Source organism: Alteromonas sp. MTD1, from assembly GCF_042848195.1.
In the GTDB taxonomy this organism is placed as follows: domain Bacteria; phylum Pseudomonadota; class Gammaproteobacteria; order Enterobacterales; family Alteromonadaceae; genus Alteromonas.
The window spans coordinates 330303-345044 of the sequence record NZ_BTGG01000001.1; the positions used below are offsets into that span (position 1 = coordinate 330303).

The window sequence follows — 14742 nt, forward strand, 5'->3', positions numbered from 1 at the left end:
TCACCGGAAGCATTAAATGAAAAAAGCAGTTTCGATTTTTTTAGTAAGCCTAATTTCAAACTCTAGCCTCACTTACGTGAATGCGCAAACGAACGAAATCGAGCTAACGGAAAGCAAACATTTGGTTACCAAGGAAGACAGCCAACAAACAGAGAAACACTTATCTCACGAAGATCACCACAGTGGCGCACTTGTCTCTGCTAAGGATGCGTTGAAAGCACTGCTTGCTGACATGAAGCAGTACCGTGCTACGTTTAATCAAACCGTGGTAGACGCACAACAAAACGTAGTGCACGAAGCTCAGGGCGTTTTAACGATGACGCGCCCTAACAAACTTAGATGGGAAACGACGTTTCCTGATGAAACCTTGCTAATTGCTGATGGCGAAGCGGTGTGGAACGTAGACACATTTGTAGAACAAGTCACCGTGCTTTCGCAAAAAAGTGCAATTAAAGACAACCCAATTGTCTTGCTGACTGCCAGTGATGATGCAACGTGGAGAAAGTTTTCTATAACAGAGCTAAATGTCTCTGTAGAAAACGAAGCGTTGAGAAGTTTTCAGGTGACTCCTAATGAGGCCGGCGGCCAAATTGAAACACTAACGCTAACGTTTAATTCACTGGGTAACTTAGCAGCACTAAATATGTTAGATACTCAGCAGCAAATTAGTACCTTAGTATTCGACAATGTTGAAACGCGCTTTATGTTAGCGGCTGATACATTCGCAGTAGACGTGCCTGACAGCTTTATTGTAGATGACCAACGTTAATAAAAGCTTTGCGCCCTTAGCGGCGCGCATGCGTCCTACTACAATTGAGCAATATAGCGGTCAATCGCATTTACTCGGCAGCGACAAACCATTAAGGAAAATGCTTGAGGCAGGGCACTGTCACTCCATGATTTTGTGGGGCCCGCCAGGCACGGGTAAAACAACGTTAGCTGAACTAATTGCCCATTACACTAACGCCAACGTTATACGAATTTCAGCGGTGACAAGTGGTGTAAAAGACATTCGTGCTGCTATGGATAAAGCAGAAGATAACGCACGATATAATCAGCAAACCTTATTATTTGTTGATGAGGTTCACCGCTTTAACAAAAGTCAGCAGGACGCGTTTCTTCCATTTGTTGAGTCGGGCGTAGTAACGTTTATTGGCGCCACCACCGAAAACCCTTCGTTTGAGCTTAACAATGCACTGCTATCAAGAGTGCGAGTTTATGTGCTAAAGCCGCTAGAACAGCAAGCGTTGTTTGAACTGGTTGATAGGGCGTTAACTGATGATAAAAATGGCTTGGGCGAACGCAAGCTAAGTATTGCAGAGAATGCAAAAGGCGCGTTGGTTGAGCTTAGTGGCGGTGACGCACGACGTTTGCTTACTTACCTAGAGCTATCAGCAGACTTTACCAGCGACAGCGAAATTTCAGTGGGTGACATAGAGCAGGCTGTGGGACAAAAGGTTGCTAGCTACGATAATAAAGGCGACACCTTTTATGATTTGATATCGGCATTTCATAAATCGGTTAGGGGTTCCGACCCCGATGCAGCATTGTATTGGTATGCCAGAATTTTAGATGGCGGCGGTGATGCGCTGTATGTTGGAAGGCGTTTACTTGCCATCGCATCAGAAGATATTGGCAATGCCGACCCAAGAGCAATGCAGCTTTGCATCAATGCATGGGATACATTTCACCGCGTTGGGCCTGCAGAGGGTGAGCGCGCTATTGCACAGGCTGCGGTTTATTGTGCATTAGCTGCAAAGAGCAACGCAGTTTATATGGCTTTCAACGACGCTAAAGCATTGGCGAGAAAAACTGCCGATGCACCAGTACCGTTACATTTACGCAACGCACCTACTGAATTAATGAAAGAGTTAGGTCATGGCGACGGTTACCGCTATGCGCATAACGAAGCAAACGCGTTTGCTGCTGGCGAAACGTATTTTCCAGAAAGTTTGTCAGGAACGCGCTTTTACTTTCCAAACGAGCGTGGTCTTGAAAAAGCACTAAAAGCCAAACGAGATTACCTAGACACACTTAATGCGCAAAGCACTAATAAACGTTAAAGTAACGTTTCAGCATGTATTTGCTGAAAACGTTTAAAACACCTCATTCAACGAATAATAATTCAATAATAGGAGTGCCACGTTGCCTCAAGGACTAGCTTTGTACTGTTTTATTGCCATTGGCGGCGCAACGGGGGCTTGTTTACGGTATTTTGTTACGACTTCAGTGGATTCCTTATTTGGAAAACATCTACCGTTTGGTACACTAGCCGTGAACGTTGTAGGGTCGTTTGCTTTAGCCATACTATACGGATTTATAGAGCGAAATGACTTATCTGACTCTCCCTACCGTGCTTTATTGGGTGTTGGCTTGTTAGGTGCGTTTACAACATTCTCAACGTTCTCAGTTGAAACGTTAACTTTATTAGAAAATGGGCTTTGGCAACGTGCCATTGCAAATGTATTTCTTAACGTTGGCGCCTGCCTATTGGCTGGGTGGTTGGCGATTGAATTAGTGAAAGGATAATTAGAAACACATGTTAGATCCAAAGTGTTTGCGAAGCGATATAGAACAAACAGCCAAGCGATTGGCTGCCCGTGGTTTTAACCTCGACGTAGCAGCTTTCAGTTCGCTTGAAGAAAAAAGAAAAACACTTCAGTCCAGAACACAGGATCTGCAAAACGAACGTAATGTACGAAGTAAGTCCATAGGTAAAGCTAAAGCGCAAGGTGAAGACATAGCACCTTTATTAGCTGAAGTTGGAAAGCTTGGCGACGAACTAGATGCAGCGAAAGCAGAGCTAAGCGAACTGCTAGAAGAAATCAATGCTTTCACACAAGGTATTCCCAATTTGCCAGACGAGTCTGTGCCGGAAGGTGAAAATGAAGATCACAATGTTGAGATTTCGCGCTGGGGTGAGCCACGCACATTCGACTTTGAAGTAAAAGATCATGTGGACGTTGCGGAAGGGTTAAATAATGGACTCGATTTCGCTACGGCAAGCAAGCTAACTGGCAGCCGCTTTGTGGTGATGCGTGGTGATATCGCACGTTTGAACCGCGCCATTGCGCAATTTATGCTAGACACGCATACACAAGAGCACGGCTACCAAGAAATGTACGTGCCTTATTTAGTAAATGCAGACAGCTTGTATGGAACTGGTCAATTACCGAAATTTGGAGAAGATCTATTCCACACTAAGCCTGCGACCGAGGAAGGACAGGGACTAAGCCTAATTCCAACTGCAGAAGTACCTTTAACCAACATTGCGCGAAACGAAATTCTTGATGCAAAGTCGCTACCTGTGAAAATGACTGCACACACGCCTTGTTTCCGCTCTGAAGCGGGTTCGTACGGCAGAGACACACGAGGACTTATACGCCAGCACCAGTTTGATAAAGTTGAACTTGTGCAATTAGTGAAACCTGAAGATAGCTTCGATGCATTAGAAGCGTTAACGGGTCACGCTGAGGTTATTCTACAAAAACTAGAATTACCTTATCGTAAAGTGCTTTTATGCACCGGTGATATGGGCTTCGGCGCATGTAAAACCTACGATTTAGAAGTATGGCTTCCTGCGCAAAATACATACCGCGAGATTTCTTCATGTTCAAACATGCTAGATTTCCAAGCGCGTCGTATGCAGGCACGCTTCCGTAACCCTGAAACGAATAAGCCAGAGCTTCTTCATACACTGAATGGTTCAGGGCTTGCTGTAGGTCGAACGCTTGTTGCTATTCTAGAAAATAACCAGCAAGCCGATGGAAGTGTTACCGTACCGAAAGCGCTAGTACCGTATATGAACGGTCAAGAAGTTATCAGCGCGTCGTAACGTTAGATGCATTATTGTTAAAGCCCAACAGAATATGTTGGGCTTTTCTTTTTGTTCATATCTTTTATTTGGTTAGCTAGATATAGCCCGAAACACTTAAAAAGATTAGCTTTTGATATTTTTTCAAAGAGAAATTAGGACGGCGAATTCAATAAGTAACGCCTTTGCTCTTCGCTATTACTACTAGGATGTAACTATGAAAACATTTATCTCAATAACCACTGCGATAGCTTTATCAACGTTAACAATTTACTCAAATGCCAAAGAGGCACAGGTCAAAGAGCCACTGGGCAGTGACTATATTGATTTAACCAAAGCGGACAGCGCTCAGGCTTTAAGTGACTATTGGAAACTTGTGCAACACTCTCAACCCCAATTTCCGGCTACAGCAAGACGTAAAGCGCTGTCCGGTTGTGTAGATGTTCAGGTAAGAATAGACAACAATGGTCGAGCGACAGGTTATAAAATAGCGATGTCTTATCCTGAAGGGGTATTCGATGACAAAGCAGTGTTGGCCTTACATAAGTGGCGTTGGTCACCAACATCAGATAATAAAGAGCGTACGCCTGTGTTAACTACAGTGCCTTTAAACTTCAAATTGGTGGGCTCAAGAAACGCCGCGAAAGCCAAAGAGCATTGTAAATTTTAGAACCATCGCCTCATGCGCTTTTAGTAATGAGCTATGTTTGCTGAAGTTGAATTGCACAACAGATACGCAGAATGACACGCTTCTTTAGTAGCGATTGGGTTCATTTCTGTACTGGTGTGTAATGATGTGTGATTAAATACTCAAACACAAACTAGCCCAGAATCGGCACAACGAAAACGTCTTTTTTATAGGCATTATAATCCAATGCAAGATACCGTAAATACTGAGAATATGTTGGCAAAGGTCTCACTGTTGTCCAGCTCTGGCATAGATATTCACGGTTTTCATACGATTGAATATCAAATTGAACTAAAAGGCGGATCTGGAACTACTGCGCTTTTGACGGATATTGAACAAGTAGCACCAGGTACCTATATACTAGTAAAACCTTTGCCCAACGAGAATGCGTGTGTAGTTAGGCTTCGTGTAAATAGCTTTTTGTTTGAAAAGAATTTAGCTATCACAACTCATTGGGTGTCTGATTTAACCGCCAAACACGGATCAAGCATCAAGAACTGGCGAGTAGTGATAAGGGCATAAAAGCAATAGAAGCATAAAATACGAAACATGTCTTTTGAACTGAGCCTTTTGAATTGTTTCCTTTGTATATAGCGTATTTAGGGAGTGAGCCATGTGTGGCTTTATTCAGCGCGTTACTGACTCGCCAGCTGTTATCGCATTGCTAGAAGAAGTAGGGCTGCAGCACACCATTCCCCTTTTTAAAGACGAAGCGAATCAAAGCAACGTTATAAACTTTTATCCGGCTTTTGGAAGAGTTGCCACCAAGCGTATTACCAATTTAATCGTAAACCATTCGAAAGGAATTGATGCCTCGTGGTGGTTTGACGCAAAGCCTAATGGCGAAACCCTTGAAATAGGTGAACGTACCACGTTCAATGCACGCAATATAGATAGCCCATATTGGAAAAAAGCCATTTATCACCGTAGGGGAATTGTGGTGGCAACGGCAATAGGTGAGTCAAACCCTTCGCGAAGTGGCAAGGGAAAGTCTCATTATTTGATGCAGCCCGAATGCGGCGTGCTCTTACTTGGTGCAGTTTACCGAATTTTCAGCAATGGAGCGTATTCTTGCGCAGTGGTTACTCGTCCGCCCATTGATGGCTTTAGCAAATATCACGAGAAGTCAATTCCATGTTTTTTACCGCACAACAAAGACATGATTAATGCTTGGCTGCAAAACGACATGAACTATGAGGTTGAACAACTATTAGCGACTCCAAAGCTGTATACAGACCTGCGAATAACACAGGTGAAAACATTTAAAGGTGCAGAGCCTACGAGTAGTTCAGAAATACTTAGCGCTACGGATAAAGCATGAGTTATGCGTAACGATATTTCGTTTACCTAACTCGCACGGAAGCTAAAATAGAAGGGCTATAGGCACTTGGCAGGCTTTGGAAGCCCTGCTAGTTTTGTGGCTTGTTTAGCTGGTCCACGCTTAAACAGTCGCTGAAGGTACCGGCTGTTACCTTTTTCAGGACCGTATTTGTTGGCCATTGCTTTTACTAGCGCGCGTATTGCTGGGCTAGTTTCATACTCTTCATAGAAAGCACGTACAAAGCGAACCACTTCCCAGTGTGCGTCTGTCATTTCTATATTTTCCTCGCGCGCAAGTAACTCCACCATACCCTCTTCCCACTGTGTATGGTCAAGTAAGTAGCCTGCCTTGTCTGTAGCGATATTTTGGCCGTTATACGTGAAGCTAAACGTATCTTGTGTCATTAAAGCGTTACCCATTGTTTATGCGCAGCCGCAAGCGCAGCAAGCTCTTGATTGGTAATTTGAGTTAAGTTTTGGTCTACATTGACGCCACGTGAAAACACGTCCTCTGCAACAGCGTAAAAGCGTAGATCGCACTCTGTTGTTTCTTCTGTGCTTATTGATAAACACTTTTCGATTATGTTTTCGTTTGGCTGCAATGAATAGACGCCATCGCCACTGAATACAATTGCCACAGCTTCATTTGCAGAGCATGATGCTGCGAGTACATCTTTGTGAGATTCAGAAAGCCTTGCGTGAGAAATTGAGATTAACATTAGAACGTTACTACATGGTCGGCACTTTTAATAAGCGCAAGTTTCTCGGATGCTGCTAACCATTTGCAATCTAACTCATCAATAACACTGGTGTTTTGAAGTGATTCGTGGAGTCGAATGGCTTCAGCACTGGTTTTACATGCATAGCAATCGTCGATATCGAAAAGCGGCATTGATGCTAAACGCTTACTGTTATTTTTTAGGCCTTTCACCGACGCTGTTTTTACTAACTGAAGTAAGGCAAGGTCTTCAAACAGTACTTTAACGTCATGGCCATAATTGGTTGCAGCTAAAGCGAAGTCTACTCCATCTTGCGTTAACGCATTAGAGTAGGGAGGTTGCGTTAACCTTATCAAAATCAAAGCCATTAAAATTGTACCAAGTTAGTGCAACTGTGAAGCGAGGTAAAAAATTCACCTAAACCAGCTTGCTCAAAAGGAGCTTTAAGATTGACAAAGCCAATGCCATTGTCATCAGCTTCTTGCTGACTAACAATGCCCCTTTTAACAGCGGCTGTAATACATACCAAAAGCGCTACATTGTGTTCGGAAGAAAGCTTCGACCACGCTCGATATGCACTAAAGGCGTCACCCGTATCAAGCATGAGCGAATTTGCGTGATATACGCCATCACCATAAAAGAATATGTTGTTTACTTTATCGCCGTTAGCAATTACGCCATTAATAAACGCTAGTGCGCGCACAGCGCTGTCACCATTAAAAGGTGACGAAGTAATAAGTATTGAAAATTCTGCCATACAAACAAAAACACCCCGGTTAAGGGGTGTTTATTTTAAAACCTTAATCGCGAATTAATCGTCGCCACCAAATGCACCCAGTAGGTGTAGGATTGACGTGAACAAGTTGTAGATGTTCAAGTATAGCGAAACTGTAGCACGAATGTAGTTAGTTTCACCGCCGTGAATAATTCTGCTGGTATCAAACAGGATAAAACCTGACATGATGAACACAATAGCAGCGCTAATTGCTAGGCTTACTGCAGGTACCGCGAAGAATATGTTCGCTATAGCCGCCACAAGCACAACCACAAGACCCACAACTAAAAAGCCGCCCATGAAAGAGAAATCTTTCTTCGTAGTTAGTGCATAACCAGAAAGTGCAAAGAATACCAACGCTGTGGCACCAAGCGCTTCCATGATAAGACCAGGGCCTGCTACGCCAAGGTAGAAGTTAAGCGTGTAACCTAAGGAAGCACCCATTAAGCCAGTAAATGCAAATACCCAGTAGATACCTGACGCTGAGTCAGCTTTCTTCTGTACGACAAACAAAGTGATGAAAGCGCCAATGGTCATACCTAGTGACATCATAGGAGAGATGCCTACTGCCATAGCTATACCAGCACAAACCGCACTAAACGCCAGTGTCATCGCAAGCAGCATGTAGGTATTGCGCAAAACCTTGTTTGTTTGCAATACCGATGGTTGAGATGCACTTGAATACATCGAACGTTGATCCATTGTTTCCTCCAATAGGACTTATATATGACCGAAATGGTTCTTTTATTTAGTGTATGTTGTATGGCTTTTAGTTCCCATTTTCAAGTGCTTTCAGATGAAAATGGTGTTACTTGCACATAATTAGACCCGGATTGACCAATAAATAACGTATTTGTTTGAATTCTCGGCACTTAAACAACTTTTTTAAATTTATGCTTTACAGTCATAAAAATATCATTAAGATACGCAGCACTTGAGGAGAGTTGGCAGAGCCCGGTTTAATGCACCTGACTTGAAATCAGACGTGGGGTCAAACCCACCGGGGGTTCGAATCCCTCACTCTCCGCCACATTCAAGAAACCCGCACACTGTTGCGGGTTTTTTTATGCACTAAACAAAATACTACTTTGAGTGAGGGTGAGAAGCCCCGTTGTTCGACAAAACGGCACGATAGCCGTTTTGCACAGCCAAAGGCTGCCCGCAGGGAGAGCGCCATGGAAGGCGCGAGTGAATCCCTCACTCTCCGCCACATTCAAGAAACCCGCACATTGTTGCGGGTTTTTTTTGTTGTTCTACCCCGCATAATTTGAAGACTCCCAATTTCCTGCTAATTTTAACTAAAACACGCAATTCCTGTGTTTTGGCTTTTCATAACATATTTTTTTATCAACGTTTTTAACGTAACGCTTGTATTCTTCTTTCTTCGAGGGTTGTCATGGACAAAACACTACATGCAGACCGAAATTTATTTCTTCACGAGGGTTTTGAAACTGGGTTTTGGTGCCCAGTAGACCAATCGTTTAATGAAGCTGAATTATCCCTTTTGGCTTGCCGTTATCCATTGGGAGAACCTATTAGGCCGATAACGCTGTTTTCCAGCATTCATTCGAAGCTAATGTCTGAGCTATCGCGCTTTCCCCCAGAACAGAAAGGCACTTTCGATAGTAAATTCCTTGGTACGAAAGAATGTGGCGGTCTTGCGCTTGAAATGGCTAATACAATTATGAAAATTGCCAAGGGGTTAAACTATGTTGATGAGACTAGGTTTTGGTTAAATCAAGTAACACCTATTCACGCTCAAAAAACGCGGAAGATGTTGAACGAGTATCCAACATATCAGCAATTGTTTAACGTTTGGGCAACCACCGATGACGGCGCTTTTTAAACTCTCCGTGACTTTTGGTTTACGTTTAAAACAGTTTTTCAAAACTACAAAGCTGTGCGGCATCGTTTACTAATTTGTATAATCGTGCTTAATATGAGCCTATAATAAAAATAATCGTTAAGGTTCTGGTGAAAGCACGTGTATTTTCTTACGTGGTTGTATTGGTTATCTGCTTTTTAAGCGGCGGCTGTGCCTCGTTTATCGCAAAGCAGGTAATGAACCCTGGCTTAAAACGAATTGAAAGTGACCTCAACAAAGTGCTCACCTCTGAGCAAGTGTGTAGCGACGATAACCGATGCATTCAGGTTACCTCTTTTGCAGCAGACGATTCAAAAAACGATTTTATAAAAGCAAAAAAACTCTCGCTTTCCTTTAAACTCAATACAACCGACACCCAAAAAGTTTGGAAGTTTAAAAACAACAAAACCGAGCCTTTGCATACGCAAGTACTACAGGACGATATTATTGTTGTTCTACCAGGCTACATGCTAGACCCCAAATTACTGACTTTTAAAGCGCTGTGGTTACAAAGAATAACCGGAGCGCAGGTATTTGTTGCGCCAAATCCAGATGCAGAAGATTCCTTTTCGTTTGGTCTTAATTACGTAGAGCCGTTGAAAGCATTAATTGAAAAACGAAACGCCCGTCGCACTCATATTGTGGGTGTTTCTATGGGGGCTGTTGCAGCAACTGAACTCTCTACGCAAGTGAACAATGCGACATTGCACCTTATCGCTCCAATGATTAATTTCGATTATTCTTTAAATGCTATATTTAAATTATATAGCGCAAACCGATTGATACGTTTATTTGTCTCTCAAGATAATATTGATAATGCAGCAGAGATTGTACTCAAACGAAGTGGTATTACGCGAAACGACCTAGACATAATGCATAAGCTGAACACTGGCAAACCAATGCCTATTTTCATGTATGCCTCTATGAGCGATGATGTTGTTAATGCTGCGCAGATTTACAATGATAAATTGTTTAACCGCGATGATGTTTCGTTGAACGTTTATTATCATTTAGAACATGAGGAACTTGTGGCTTTATTCGATGAAGAGCTACTGGCAGATTATGTCTCTCATATTACCAATAGATCAGTACATCCGTCTCAAAAGAAGCTGGTAGGCGGATTGTGCCCAGTGAGTGATAAAGTCTGTGTTGATGCCTTAGAAAACATGTAACATTTTAATCTATTCCCAAGAATGTGTATCAGCAAAATATTCAGAAAGGAAGTCAATAAAAACGCGTAGTTTGTTAGAAATCAATTTTCGGTGTGGGTAAACGGCATATAGGCCAATAGAGGGTGGTGTATGATCATTAAGAATACTGATGAGCTCTTTATTCTTTAGTGCTCTTCCGGCAATAAATGTAGGTTGTAGCACATAGCCTAGTCCCATTTTTGCAACGTCGGTAAGTATTTCACCATTATTGACAGTAAGGCGTGGTTTGTAGCGCTGAGAGCTGGTTTTAAGTACCGGAATTAACTCTGATGTTTCATCGTCATAATTGATATAGCTATATTCCAAATAATGTTCCGGATTTAGGTCATTCGGATGCGTTGGAACGCCATTCTTCTCTAAATATTCCGGTGACGCACAAAGCACAAGTTTAATTGTTGCGATCCTCTTTGCTATGAAAGAAGAACTATTCAATTGTCCAGCTCTTATTGCTACGTCAAACCCTTCATCTATAACATCCACTTTTCTATCGTTTAGCTGCAAGTTTACTGAAACATGTGGATGTTTTTGCTGAAATGCACCAAGACAAGTGGAAAGGTGTAACGTTGAAAACGACACGGGCGCACTGACACGCAATACACCTTTGGCAGATGTATTTAAAAGCCCTAGTTGCCCCTCCATATCTTCTACACTTTCTAAGATATGCTTTGCATGCTCAAAGCACTGTTGCCCCGCCTCAGTAAGGTGTATTTTCCGTGTTGTCCTATTAAACAACCGCACATCTAGTTCTTTCTCTAGTTGCGCAACATATTTGCTCACTAGTTGATTCGACGTATCGAGACGCTCAGCCGCGCGTGTGAAACTACCTTCACGCACCACAATACAAAATGTTTTTAGAAGTGCTAATCGATCCATTCTCTATTATCAATGATTTGTTGTTAATAATTCAATATAGCACATCTTTATCAAAATTAAGGCGATGTCTATTATGTACCCATAACGTTGACTAACACCTAGCAACGACGAGATTTGAAACGACAAACACTTTATTTATATTGAGGAAATGACAATGAACAAGCAATTATTGAAAAATATTTTTACTACGAATAACAGCATCGCCAACATTATGCTTCGTATTCCAGTAGGTATCATCCTTACTGCACATGGTTCACAAAAGTTATTCGCATGGTTTGGTGGTTACGGTCTTGAGGGAACAGGGCAGTGGATGGAAAGCATTGGCCTTGCACCAGGTTTTCTAATAGCCCTCCTTGCAGGTAGCGCAGAGTTTTTTGGCGGCATTGCTTTACTGTTGGGTTTTCTAACAAGACCGGCTGCTATCGTAAGCGCATTTACCATGATTATTGCTATTTTCAGCGTTCATTTTAGTAACGGTTTGTTCATGAGTAACAACGGCTACGAATTTGCCCTTACTTTACTTGCTGTAAATGTTGCATTGGCGATACAAGGTGGTGGTAAATATTCAGTAGACAGTGCTATTGCAAATAAACTTTCTTAATTAAACACAATAAAATGGAAAAGAGCAGGGCGGAAGCCTTTGCTCTTTTTTCTTTGCAAGTGGAAGTAACGCTAAGTATTAGATTGATTTTTGTCTTATTTTGCTAAAATTTAAACATTTTGGTTAGTGATTCAGCAGTTGATTAATTTTATTGAAATTAGTGCTTTACAGAAATAATTAAATCATTATTATACGCAGCAACTTACGGAGAGTTGGCAGAGCCCGGTTTAATGCACCTGACTTGAAATCAGACGTGGGGTCAAACCCACCGGGGGTTCGAATCCCTCACTCTCCGCCATATTCAAGAAGCCCGCACATTGTTGCGGGTTTTTTTTATGCACTAAATAAAATACGTTTATGAGTGAGGGTGAGAAACCCCGTTGTTCGACAAAACGGCACGATAGCCGTTTTGCACAGCCGAAGGCTGCCCGAAGGGCGAGCGCCAAGGAAGGCGCGAGTGAATCCCTCACTCTCCGCCATATTCAAGAAACCCGCACATTGTTGCGGGTTTTTTTATGCCTTTTCAAAAGTCTCCGTTTTGATGAAATAAAAACTGATCTCATCCTTTCTTTATCTGGTAACTATGGTTCATTCCAATAAGAAATCATTTGTTGTCGCGCATTCGTCATAAAACCTTGATACAACAAATTAGATTTGCTGCTCGTCGTTACACTTTTGCTTTACTAAAGCGCGTATACACTATTTTTCCGGCGCGTGGTGTTCTGCAGTAATAAAAATATAAGAGGATAGTATGCAATCAATGTCCACGCTTCACCTTCGAAATGGCACTGTTGAGCAAAAAAGAAAGGAAATTAAAGCCTACTTTTTAGACTCGTTTAATACTTATGAATCGTTATTTTCTTGCCTTGCATCTGATAGCGCTTTTTACGAAAGACCTGAAAAACTGCGTCATCCACTCATCTTTTATTTCGGCCACACAGCGACATTTTTCATCAACAAACTTGTTTTAGCCAAAATTATCAACGAACGCATAAACCCTAAGTTCGAATCGTTATTCGCAATTGGCGTAGACGAAATGAGCTGGGACGACTTGAATGACGAAAATTACGATTGGCCAACAGTTGATGAAGTAAGACGCTACCGTGACCAAGTTAGAACGTTAATGTGTGATTTAATTGATACATTATCGTTTTCAATGCCTATTGATTGGGAAAACCCCATGTGGCCAATCATTATGGGAATTGAGCACGAGAGAATTCATCTAGAAACGTCGTCAGTACTAATAAGACAATTGCCGCTTTCATCAATTAAACCCAATGAAGATTGGCCTGCTTGCACACAGTTCGAAACAGATGAGACTGCCATACCGATCAATGCGCTAATGACGGTGCCTGCTGCAGAAATAACCAGCAATAAAACAACCGAAGATAGCTATTACGGCTGGGATAACGAGTATGGAGAACTTAAACAGCAAGTTGCTTCATTTAAGGCGTCTCGTTTTCTTGTAAGCAATGGTGAGTTTCTCGCGTTTGTGAAAGACGGAGGTTATACCAACGCTGAATACTGGGAGAAAGAAGGCAACGAATGGCGAGAGTACACAAAAGCTCGTCACCCTGTTTTTTGGGTTAAGACCGACGAGGGTTACAAATACCGCAGCATGCTGCAGGAAATAGCTCTTCCATTAGACTGGCCGGTAGACGTAAATTATCACGAAGCTAAAGCGTTTTGTAACTACAAGAGTAAAGAGAGCGGCTTGTCTATTCGCTTACCCACCGAGAACGAATGGTTTGCCATGCGAGAGCATGCGGGCGTTATTGAAGAAGTCTATAGCGACGGTTTTAATATTGGGCTGGGTAAATATGCATCTAGTGAACCTGTGAATATTAACGAGTCAGGTGAATTCTTTGATGTAGTCGGAAATGTGTGGCAATGGACAGAGACGCCTATTTATCCTTTTGATGGGTTTAAGGTTCACCCTTTATACGACGACTTTACCACGCCCACCTTTGACAATAAGCACAACTTAATCAAGGGTGGGAGTTGGATATCTACAGGTAATGAAGCAACGAAAAATAGTCGCTATGCTTTCAGAAGACATTTTTTTCAGCACGCGGGATTTCGTTACGTGCAAAGCGACAGCATGGTAAAAGTGAATGACTTCGACTATGAAAGCGACACACAAGTATCGCAGTATAGCGAATTCCATTACGGCGACGAGTACCATGGCGTTCCAAATTTTGCCAAAGCAAGCGCTGCATTTTGCATTGAAATGGCAACGCGTGCCGGAATAAATACAAATAAGGCGTTAGATCTCGGCTGTGCAGTTGGGCGTTCCACTTTTGAGTTGGCGAAGTATTTTGAAAGCGTTGATGGTATCGATTTCTCGGCACGGTTTGTTAAAACCGCTTTTGATATGCAGGAACGTGGTGAAATTCGCTACCACTTGATTGAAGAGGGTGAGCTTACCTCGTTTAAGTCGAGAAAACTTAATTCGCTATGTTTAGCGGATGTTGCAGATAAGGTGCACTTCGCTCAAGGTGACGCATGTAACTTAAAGCCACAATTTACCGGTTACGATCTTATCTTTATGGGTAACTTAATAGACCGTGTTTATAGCCCAAGGAAGGTGCTTTCAGATATTAGTGAACGACTTAATGAAGGAGGGCTGTTGATTATAGCTAGTCCATTCACATGGTTGGAAGACTACACTGAACGCAGCGAGTGGTTAGGCGGTTACAAAGATGAAAATGGGGAGACACTGAGTTCCACACAGGCACTAGAGAACGCTTTAAGCGGCCAGTTTAGTCGTGTAAATGCGCCTGTCGAAATACCTTTTGTCATTCGCGAGACCAAACGGAAATACCAACATACACTCTCTGAATTTAACGTGTTTAGAAAAAACCAATTGTAAGGCTA

General features: G+C 42.4%; 17 protein-coding genes and 2 tRNA genes. 13 read left to right on the forward strand and 6 right to left on the reverse strand.

What is annotated here, in order from left to right; translation table 11 throughout:
- Nucleotides 1–16: 16 nt before the first annotated feature.
- The 7 genes from lolA (at nucleotide 17) to ACGHAV_RS01440 (ending at nucleotide 5823) form a co-directional block, all read left to right on the forward strand.
- A complete protein-coding gene (gene lolA, locus ACGHAV_RS01410) occupies nucleotides 17–769 on the forward strand; it encodes an outer membrane lipoprotein chaperone LolA (RefSeq protein WP_390375424.1) in 753 nt (250 codons plus the stop codon).
- Nucleotides 756–2063 carry a replication-associated recombination protein A gene (locus ACGHAV_RS01415; protein WP_390375427.1) on the forward strand — a complete coding sequence of 436 codons (1308 nt, stop codon included), beginning with the start codon at nucleotides 756–758 and terminating at the stop codon, nucleotides 2061–2063. Before lolA ends, ACGHAV_RS01415 begins: the two co-directional genes overlap by 14 nt.
- An 82-nt stretch (nucleotides 2064–2145) precedes the next feature.
- Nucleotides 2146–2529, forward strand: coding sequence for a fluoride efflux transporter CrcB (gene crcB / locus ACGHAV_RS01420; RefSeq protein ID WP_390375430.1), 384 nt, complete (start codon nucleotides 2146–2148; stop codon nucleotides 2527–2529).
- A 10-nt stretch (nucleotides 2530–2539) separates the two neighbouring features.
- Nucleotides 2540–3835 (forward strand): serine--tRNA ligase, encoded by a 1296-nt coding sequence (gene serS, locus ACGHAV_RS01425; RefSeq protein ID WP_390375433.1) that lies wholly within the window; start codon nucleotides 2540–2542, stop codon nucleotides 3833–3835.
- Nucleotides 3836–4031: 196 nt separating this feature from the next.
- Nucleotides 4032–4484: an energy transducer TonB gene (locus ACGHAV_RS01430; protein WP_390375436.1), complete on the forward strand. Its 453-nt coding sequence runs from the start codon at nucleotides 4032–4034 to the stop codon at nucleotides 4482–4484.
- 204 nt (nucleotides 4485–4688) lie between these two features.
- On the forward strand, nucleotides 4689–5024 hold the full coding sequence (locus tag ACGHAV_RS01435) for a hypothetical protein (protein ID WP_390375439.1): 336 nt from the start codon (nucleotides 4689–4691) through the stop codon (nucleotides 5022–5024).
- Nucleotides 5025–5115: 91 nt separating this feature from the next.
- Nucleotides 5116–5823 carry an SOS response-associated peptidase family protein gene (locus ACGHAV_RS01440; protein WP_390375442.1) on the forward strand — a complete coding sequence of 236 codons (708 nt, stop codon included), beginning with the start codon at nucleotides 5116–5118 and terminating at the stop codon, nucleotides 5821–5823.
- A 56-nt stretch (nucleotides 5824–5879) separates the two neighbouring features.
- Here ACGHAV_RS01440 and ACGHAV_RS01445 read toward each other — a convergent pair whose 3' ends face one another.
- The 5 genes from ACGHAV_RS01445 to ACGHAV_RS01465 are packed head-to-tail and all read right to left on the reverse strand — an operon-like array spanning nucleotide 5880 to nucleotide 8018.
- A complete protein-coding gene (locus ACGHAV_RS01445; RefSeq protein ID WP_390375445.1) occupies nucleotides 5880–6227 on the reverse strand; it encodes a TusE/DsrC/DsvC family sulfur relay protein in 348 nt (115 codons plus the stop codon).
- Nucleotides 6227–6541, reverse strand: a complete 315-nt coding sequence (locus ACGHAV_RS01450) for a DsrH/TusB family sulfur metabolism protein (RefSeq protein ID WP_390375448.1) — start codon at nucleotides 6539–6541, stop codon at nucleotides 6227–6229. The genes ACGHAV_RS01445 and ACGHAV_RS01450 overlap by 1 nt, the downstream gene beginning before the upstream one ends.
- Nucleotides 6541–6909, reverse strand: coding sequence for a DsrE family protein (locus ACGHAV_RS01455; protein ID WP_390375451.1), 369 nt, complete (start codon nucleotides 6907–6909; stop codon nucleotides 6541–6543). Before ACGHAV_RS01455 ends, ACGHAV_RS01450 begins: the two co-directional genes overlap by 1 nt.
- A complete protein-coding gene (gene tusD, locus ACGHAV_RS01460; RefSeq protein ID WP_390375454.1) occupies nucleotides 6909–7298 on the reverse strand; it encodes a sulfurtransferase complex subunit TusD in 390 nt (129 codons plus the stop codon). The genes ACGHAV_RS01455 and tusD overlap by 1 nt, the downstream gene beginning before the upstream one ends.
- Nucleotides 7299–7352: 54 nt before the next feature.
- Nucleotides 7353–8018, reverse strand: coding sequence for a Bax inhibitor-1/YccA family protein (locus ACGHAV_RS01465; RefSeq protein WP_334015879.1), 666 nt, complete (start codon nucleotides 8016–8018; stop codon nucleotides 7353–7355).
- A 236-nt stretch (nucleotides 8019–8254) separates the two neighbouring features.
- Between ACGHAV_RS01465 and ACGHAV_RS01470 the strand changes: the two genes are divergently transcribed.
- From ACGHAV_RS01470 to ACGHAV_RS01480, 3 genes are all read left to right on the forward strand, one after another.
- Nucleotides 8255–8346 (forward strand) — tRNA-Ser (locus tag ACGHAV_RS01470).
- A gap of 366 nt (nucleotides 8347–8712) precedes the next feature.
- Complete coding sequence (locus ACGHAV_RS01475; protein WP_390375456.1) at nucleotides 8713–9162, forward strand: hypothetical protein; 450 nt, start codon at nucleotides 8713–8715, stop codon at nucleotides 9160–9162.
- Between the two features lie 128 nt (nucleotides 9163–9290).
- Nucleotides 9291–10352: a hypothetical protein gene (locus ACGHAV_RS01480; RefSeq protein WP_390375459.1), complete on the forward strand. Its 1062-nt coding sequence runs from the start codon at nucleotides 9291–9293 to the stop codon at nucleotides 10350–10352.
- Nucleotides 10353–10361: 9 nt separating this feature from the next.
- Here the strand turns inward: ACGHAV_RS01480 and ACGHAV_RS01485 are convergent, their stop codons facing one another.
- Nucleotides 10362–11264, reverse strand: a complete 903-nt coding sequence (locus ACGHAV_RS01485) for a LysR family transcriptional regulator (protein WP_390375461.1) — start codon at nucleotides 11262–11264, stop codon at nucleotides 10362–10364.
- A gap of 154 nt (nucleotides 11265–11418) precedes the next feature.
- Here ACGHAV_RS01485 and ACGHAV_RS01490 point away from each other — a divergent pair, with 154 nt between their 5' ends.
- From ACGHAV_RS01490 to ovoA, 3 genes are all read left to right on the forward strand, one after another.
- Complete coding sequence (locus ACGHAV_RS01490; RefSeq protein ID WP_390375464.1) at nucleotides 11419–11865, forward strand: DoxX family protein; 447 nt, start codon at nucleotides 11419–11421, stop codon at nucleotides 11863–11865.
- Nucleotides 11866–12071: 206 nt separating this feature from the next.
- Nucleotides 12072–12163: transfer RNA gene (locus ACGHAV_RS01495), tRNA-Ser, on the forward strand.
- 453 nt (nucleotides 12164–12616) lie between these two features.
- The gene (ovoA, locus tag ACGHAV_RS01500; RefSeq protein WP_390375467.1) at nucleotides 12617–14737 is read left to right on the forward strand and encodes a 5-histidylcysteine sulfoxide synthase; all 2121 of its coding nucleotides are present in this window, start codon (nucleotides 12617–12619) and stop codon (nucleotides 14735–14737) included.
- The last annotated feature ends 5 nt before the right edge of the window (nucleotides 14738–14742 follow it).

Excerpts from the sequence above, each read along its gene's own strand:
- lolA (WP_390375424.1), top strand. The coding sequence starts at position 17 with ATGAAAAAAGCAGTTTCGATTTTTTTAGTAAGCCTAATTTCAAACTCT.
- ACGHAV_RS01415 (WP_390375427.1), top strand. The coding sequence starts at position 756 with ATGACCAACGTTAATAAAAGCTTTGCGCCCTTAGCGGCGCGCATGCGT.
- serS (WP_390375433.1), top strand. The coding sequence starts at position 2,540 with ATGTTAGATCCAAAGTGTTTGCGAAGCGATATAGAACAAACAGCCAAG.
- ACGHAV_RS01430 (WP_390375436.1), top strand. The coding sequence starts at position 4,032 with ATGAAAACATTTATCTCAATAACCACTGCGATAGCTTTATCAACGTTA.
- ACGHAV_RS01435 (WP_390375439.1), top strand. The coding sequence starts at position 4,689 with ATGCAAGATACCGTAAATACTGAGAATATGTTGGCAAAGGTCTCACTG.
- ACGHAV_RS01440 (WP_390375442.1), top strand. The coding sequence starts at position 5,116 with ATGTGTGGCTTTATTCAGCGCGTTACTGACTCGCCAGCTGTTATCGCA.
- ACGHAV_RS01445 (WP_390375445.1), bottom strand. The coding sequence starts at position 6,227 with ATGACACAAGATACGTTTAGCTTCACGTATAACGGCCAAAATATCGCT.
- ACGHAV_RS01450 (WP_390375448.1), bottom strand. The coding sequence starts at position 6,541 with ATGTTAATCTCAATTTCTCACGCAAGGCTTTCTGAATCTCACAAAGAT.
- ACGHAV_RS01455 (WP_390375451.1), bottom strand. The coding sequence starts at position 6,909 with ATGGCTTTGATTTTGATAAGGTTAACGCAACCTCCCTACTCTAATGCG.
- tusD (WP_390375454.1), bottom strand. The coding sequence starts at position 7,298 with ATGGCAGAATTTTCAATACTTATTACTTCGTCACCTTTTAATGGTGAC.
- ACGHAV_RS01465 (WP_334015879.1), bottom strand. The coding sequence starts at position 8,018 with ATGGATCAACGTTCGATGTATTCAAGTGCATCTCAACCATCGGTATTG.
- ACGHAV_RS01475 (WP_390375456.1), top strand. The coding sequence starts at position 8,713 with ATGGACAAAACACTACATGCAGACCGAAATTTATTTCTTCACGAGGGT.
- ACGHAV_RS01485 (WP_390375461.1), bottom strand. The coding sequence starts at position 11,264 with ATGGATCGATTAGCACTTCTAAAAACATTTTGTATTGTGGTGCGTGAA.
- ACGHAV_RS01490 (WP_390375464.1), top strand. The coding sequence starts at position 11,419 with ATGAACAAGCAATTATTGAAAAATATTTTTACTACGAATAACAGCATC.
- ovoA (WP_390375467.1), top strand. The coding sequence starts at position 12,617 with ATGCAATCAATGTCCACGCTTCACCTTCGAAATGGCACTGTTGAGCAA.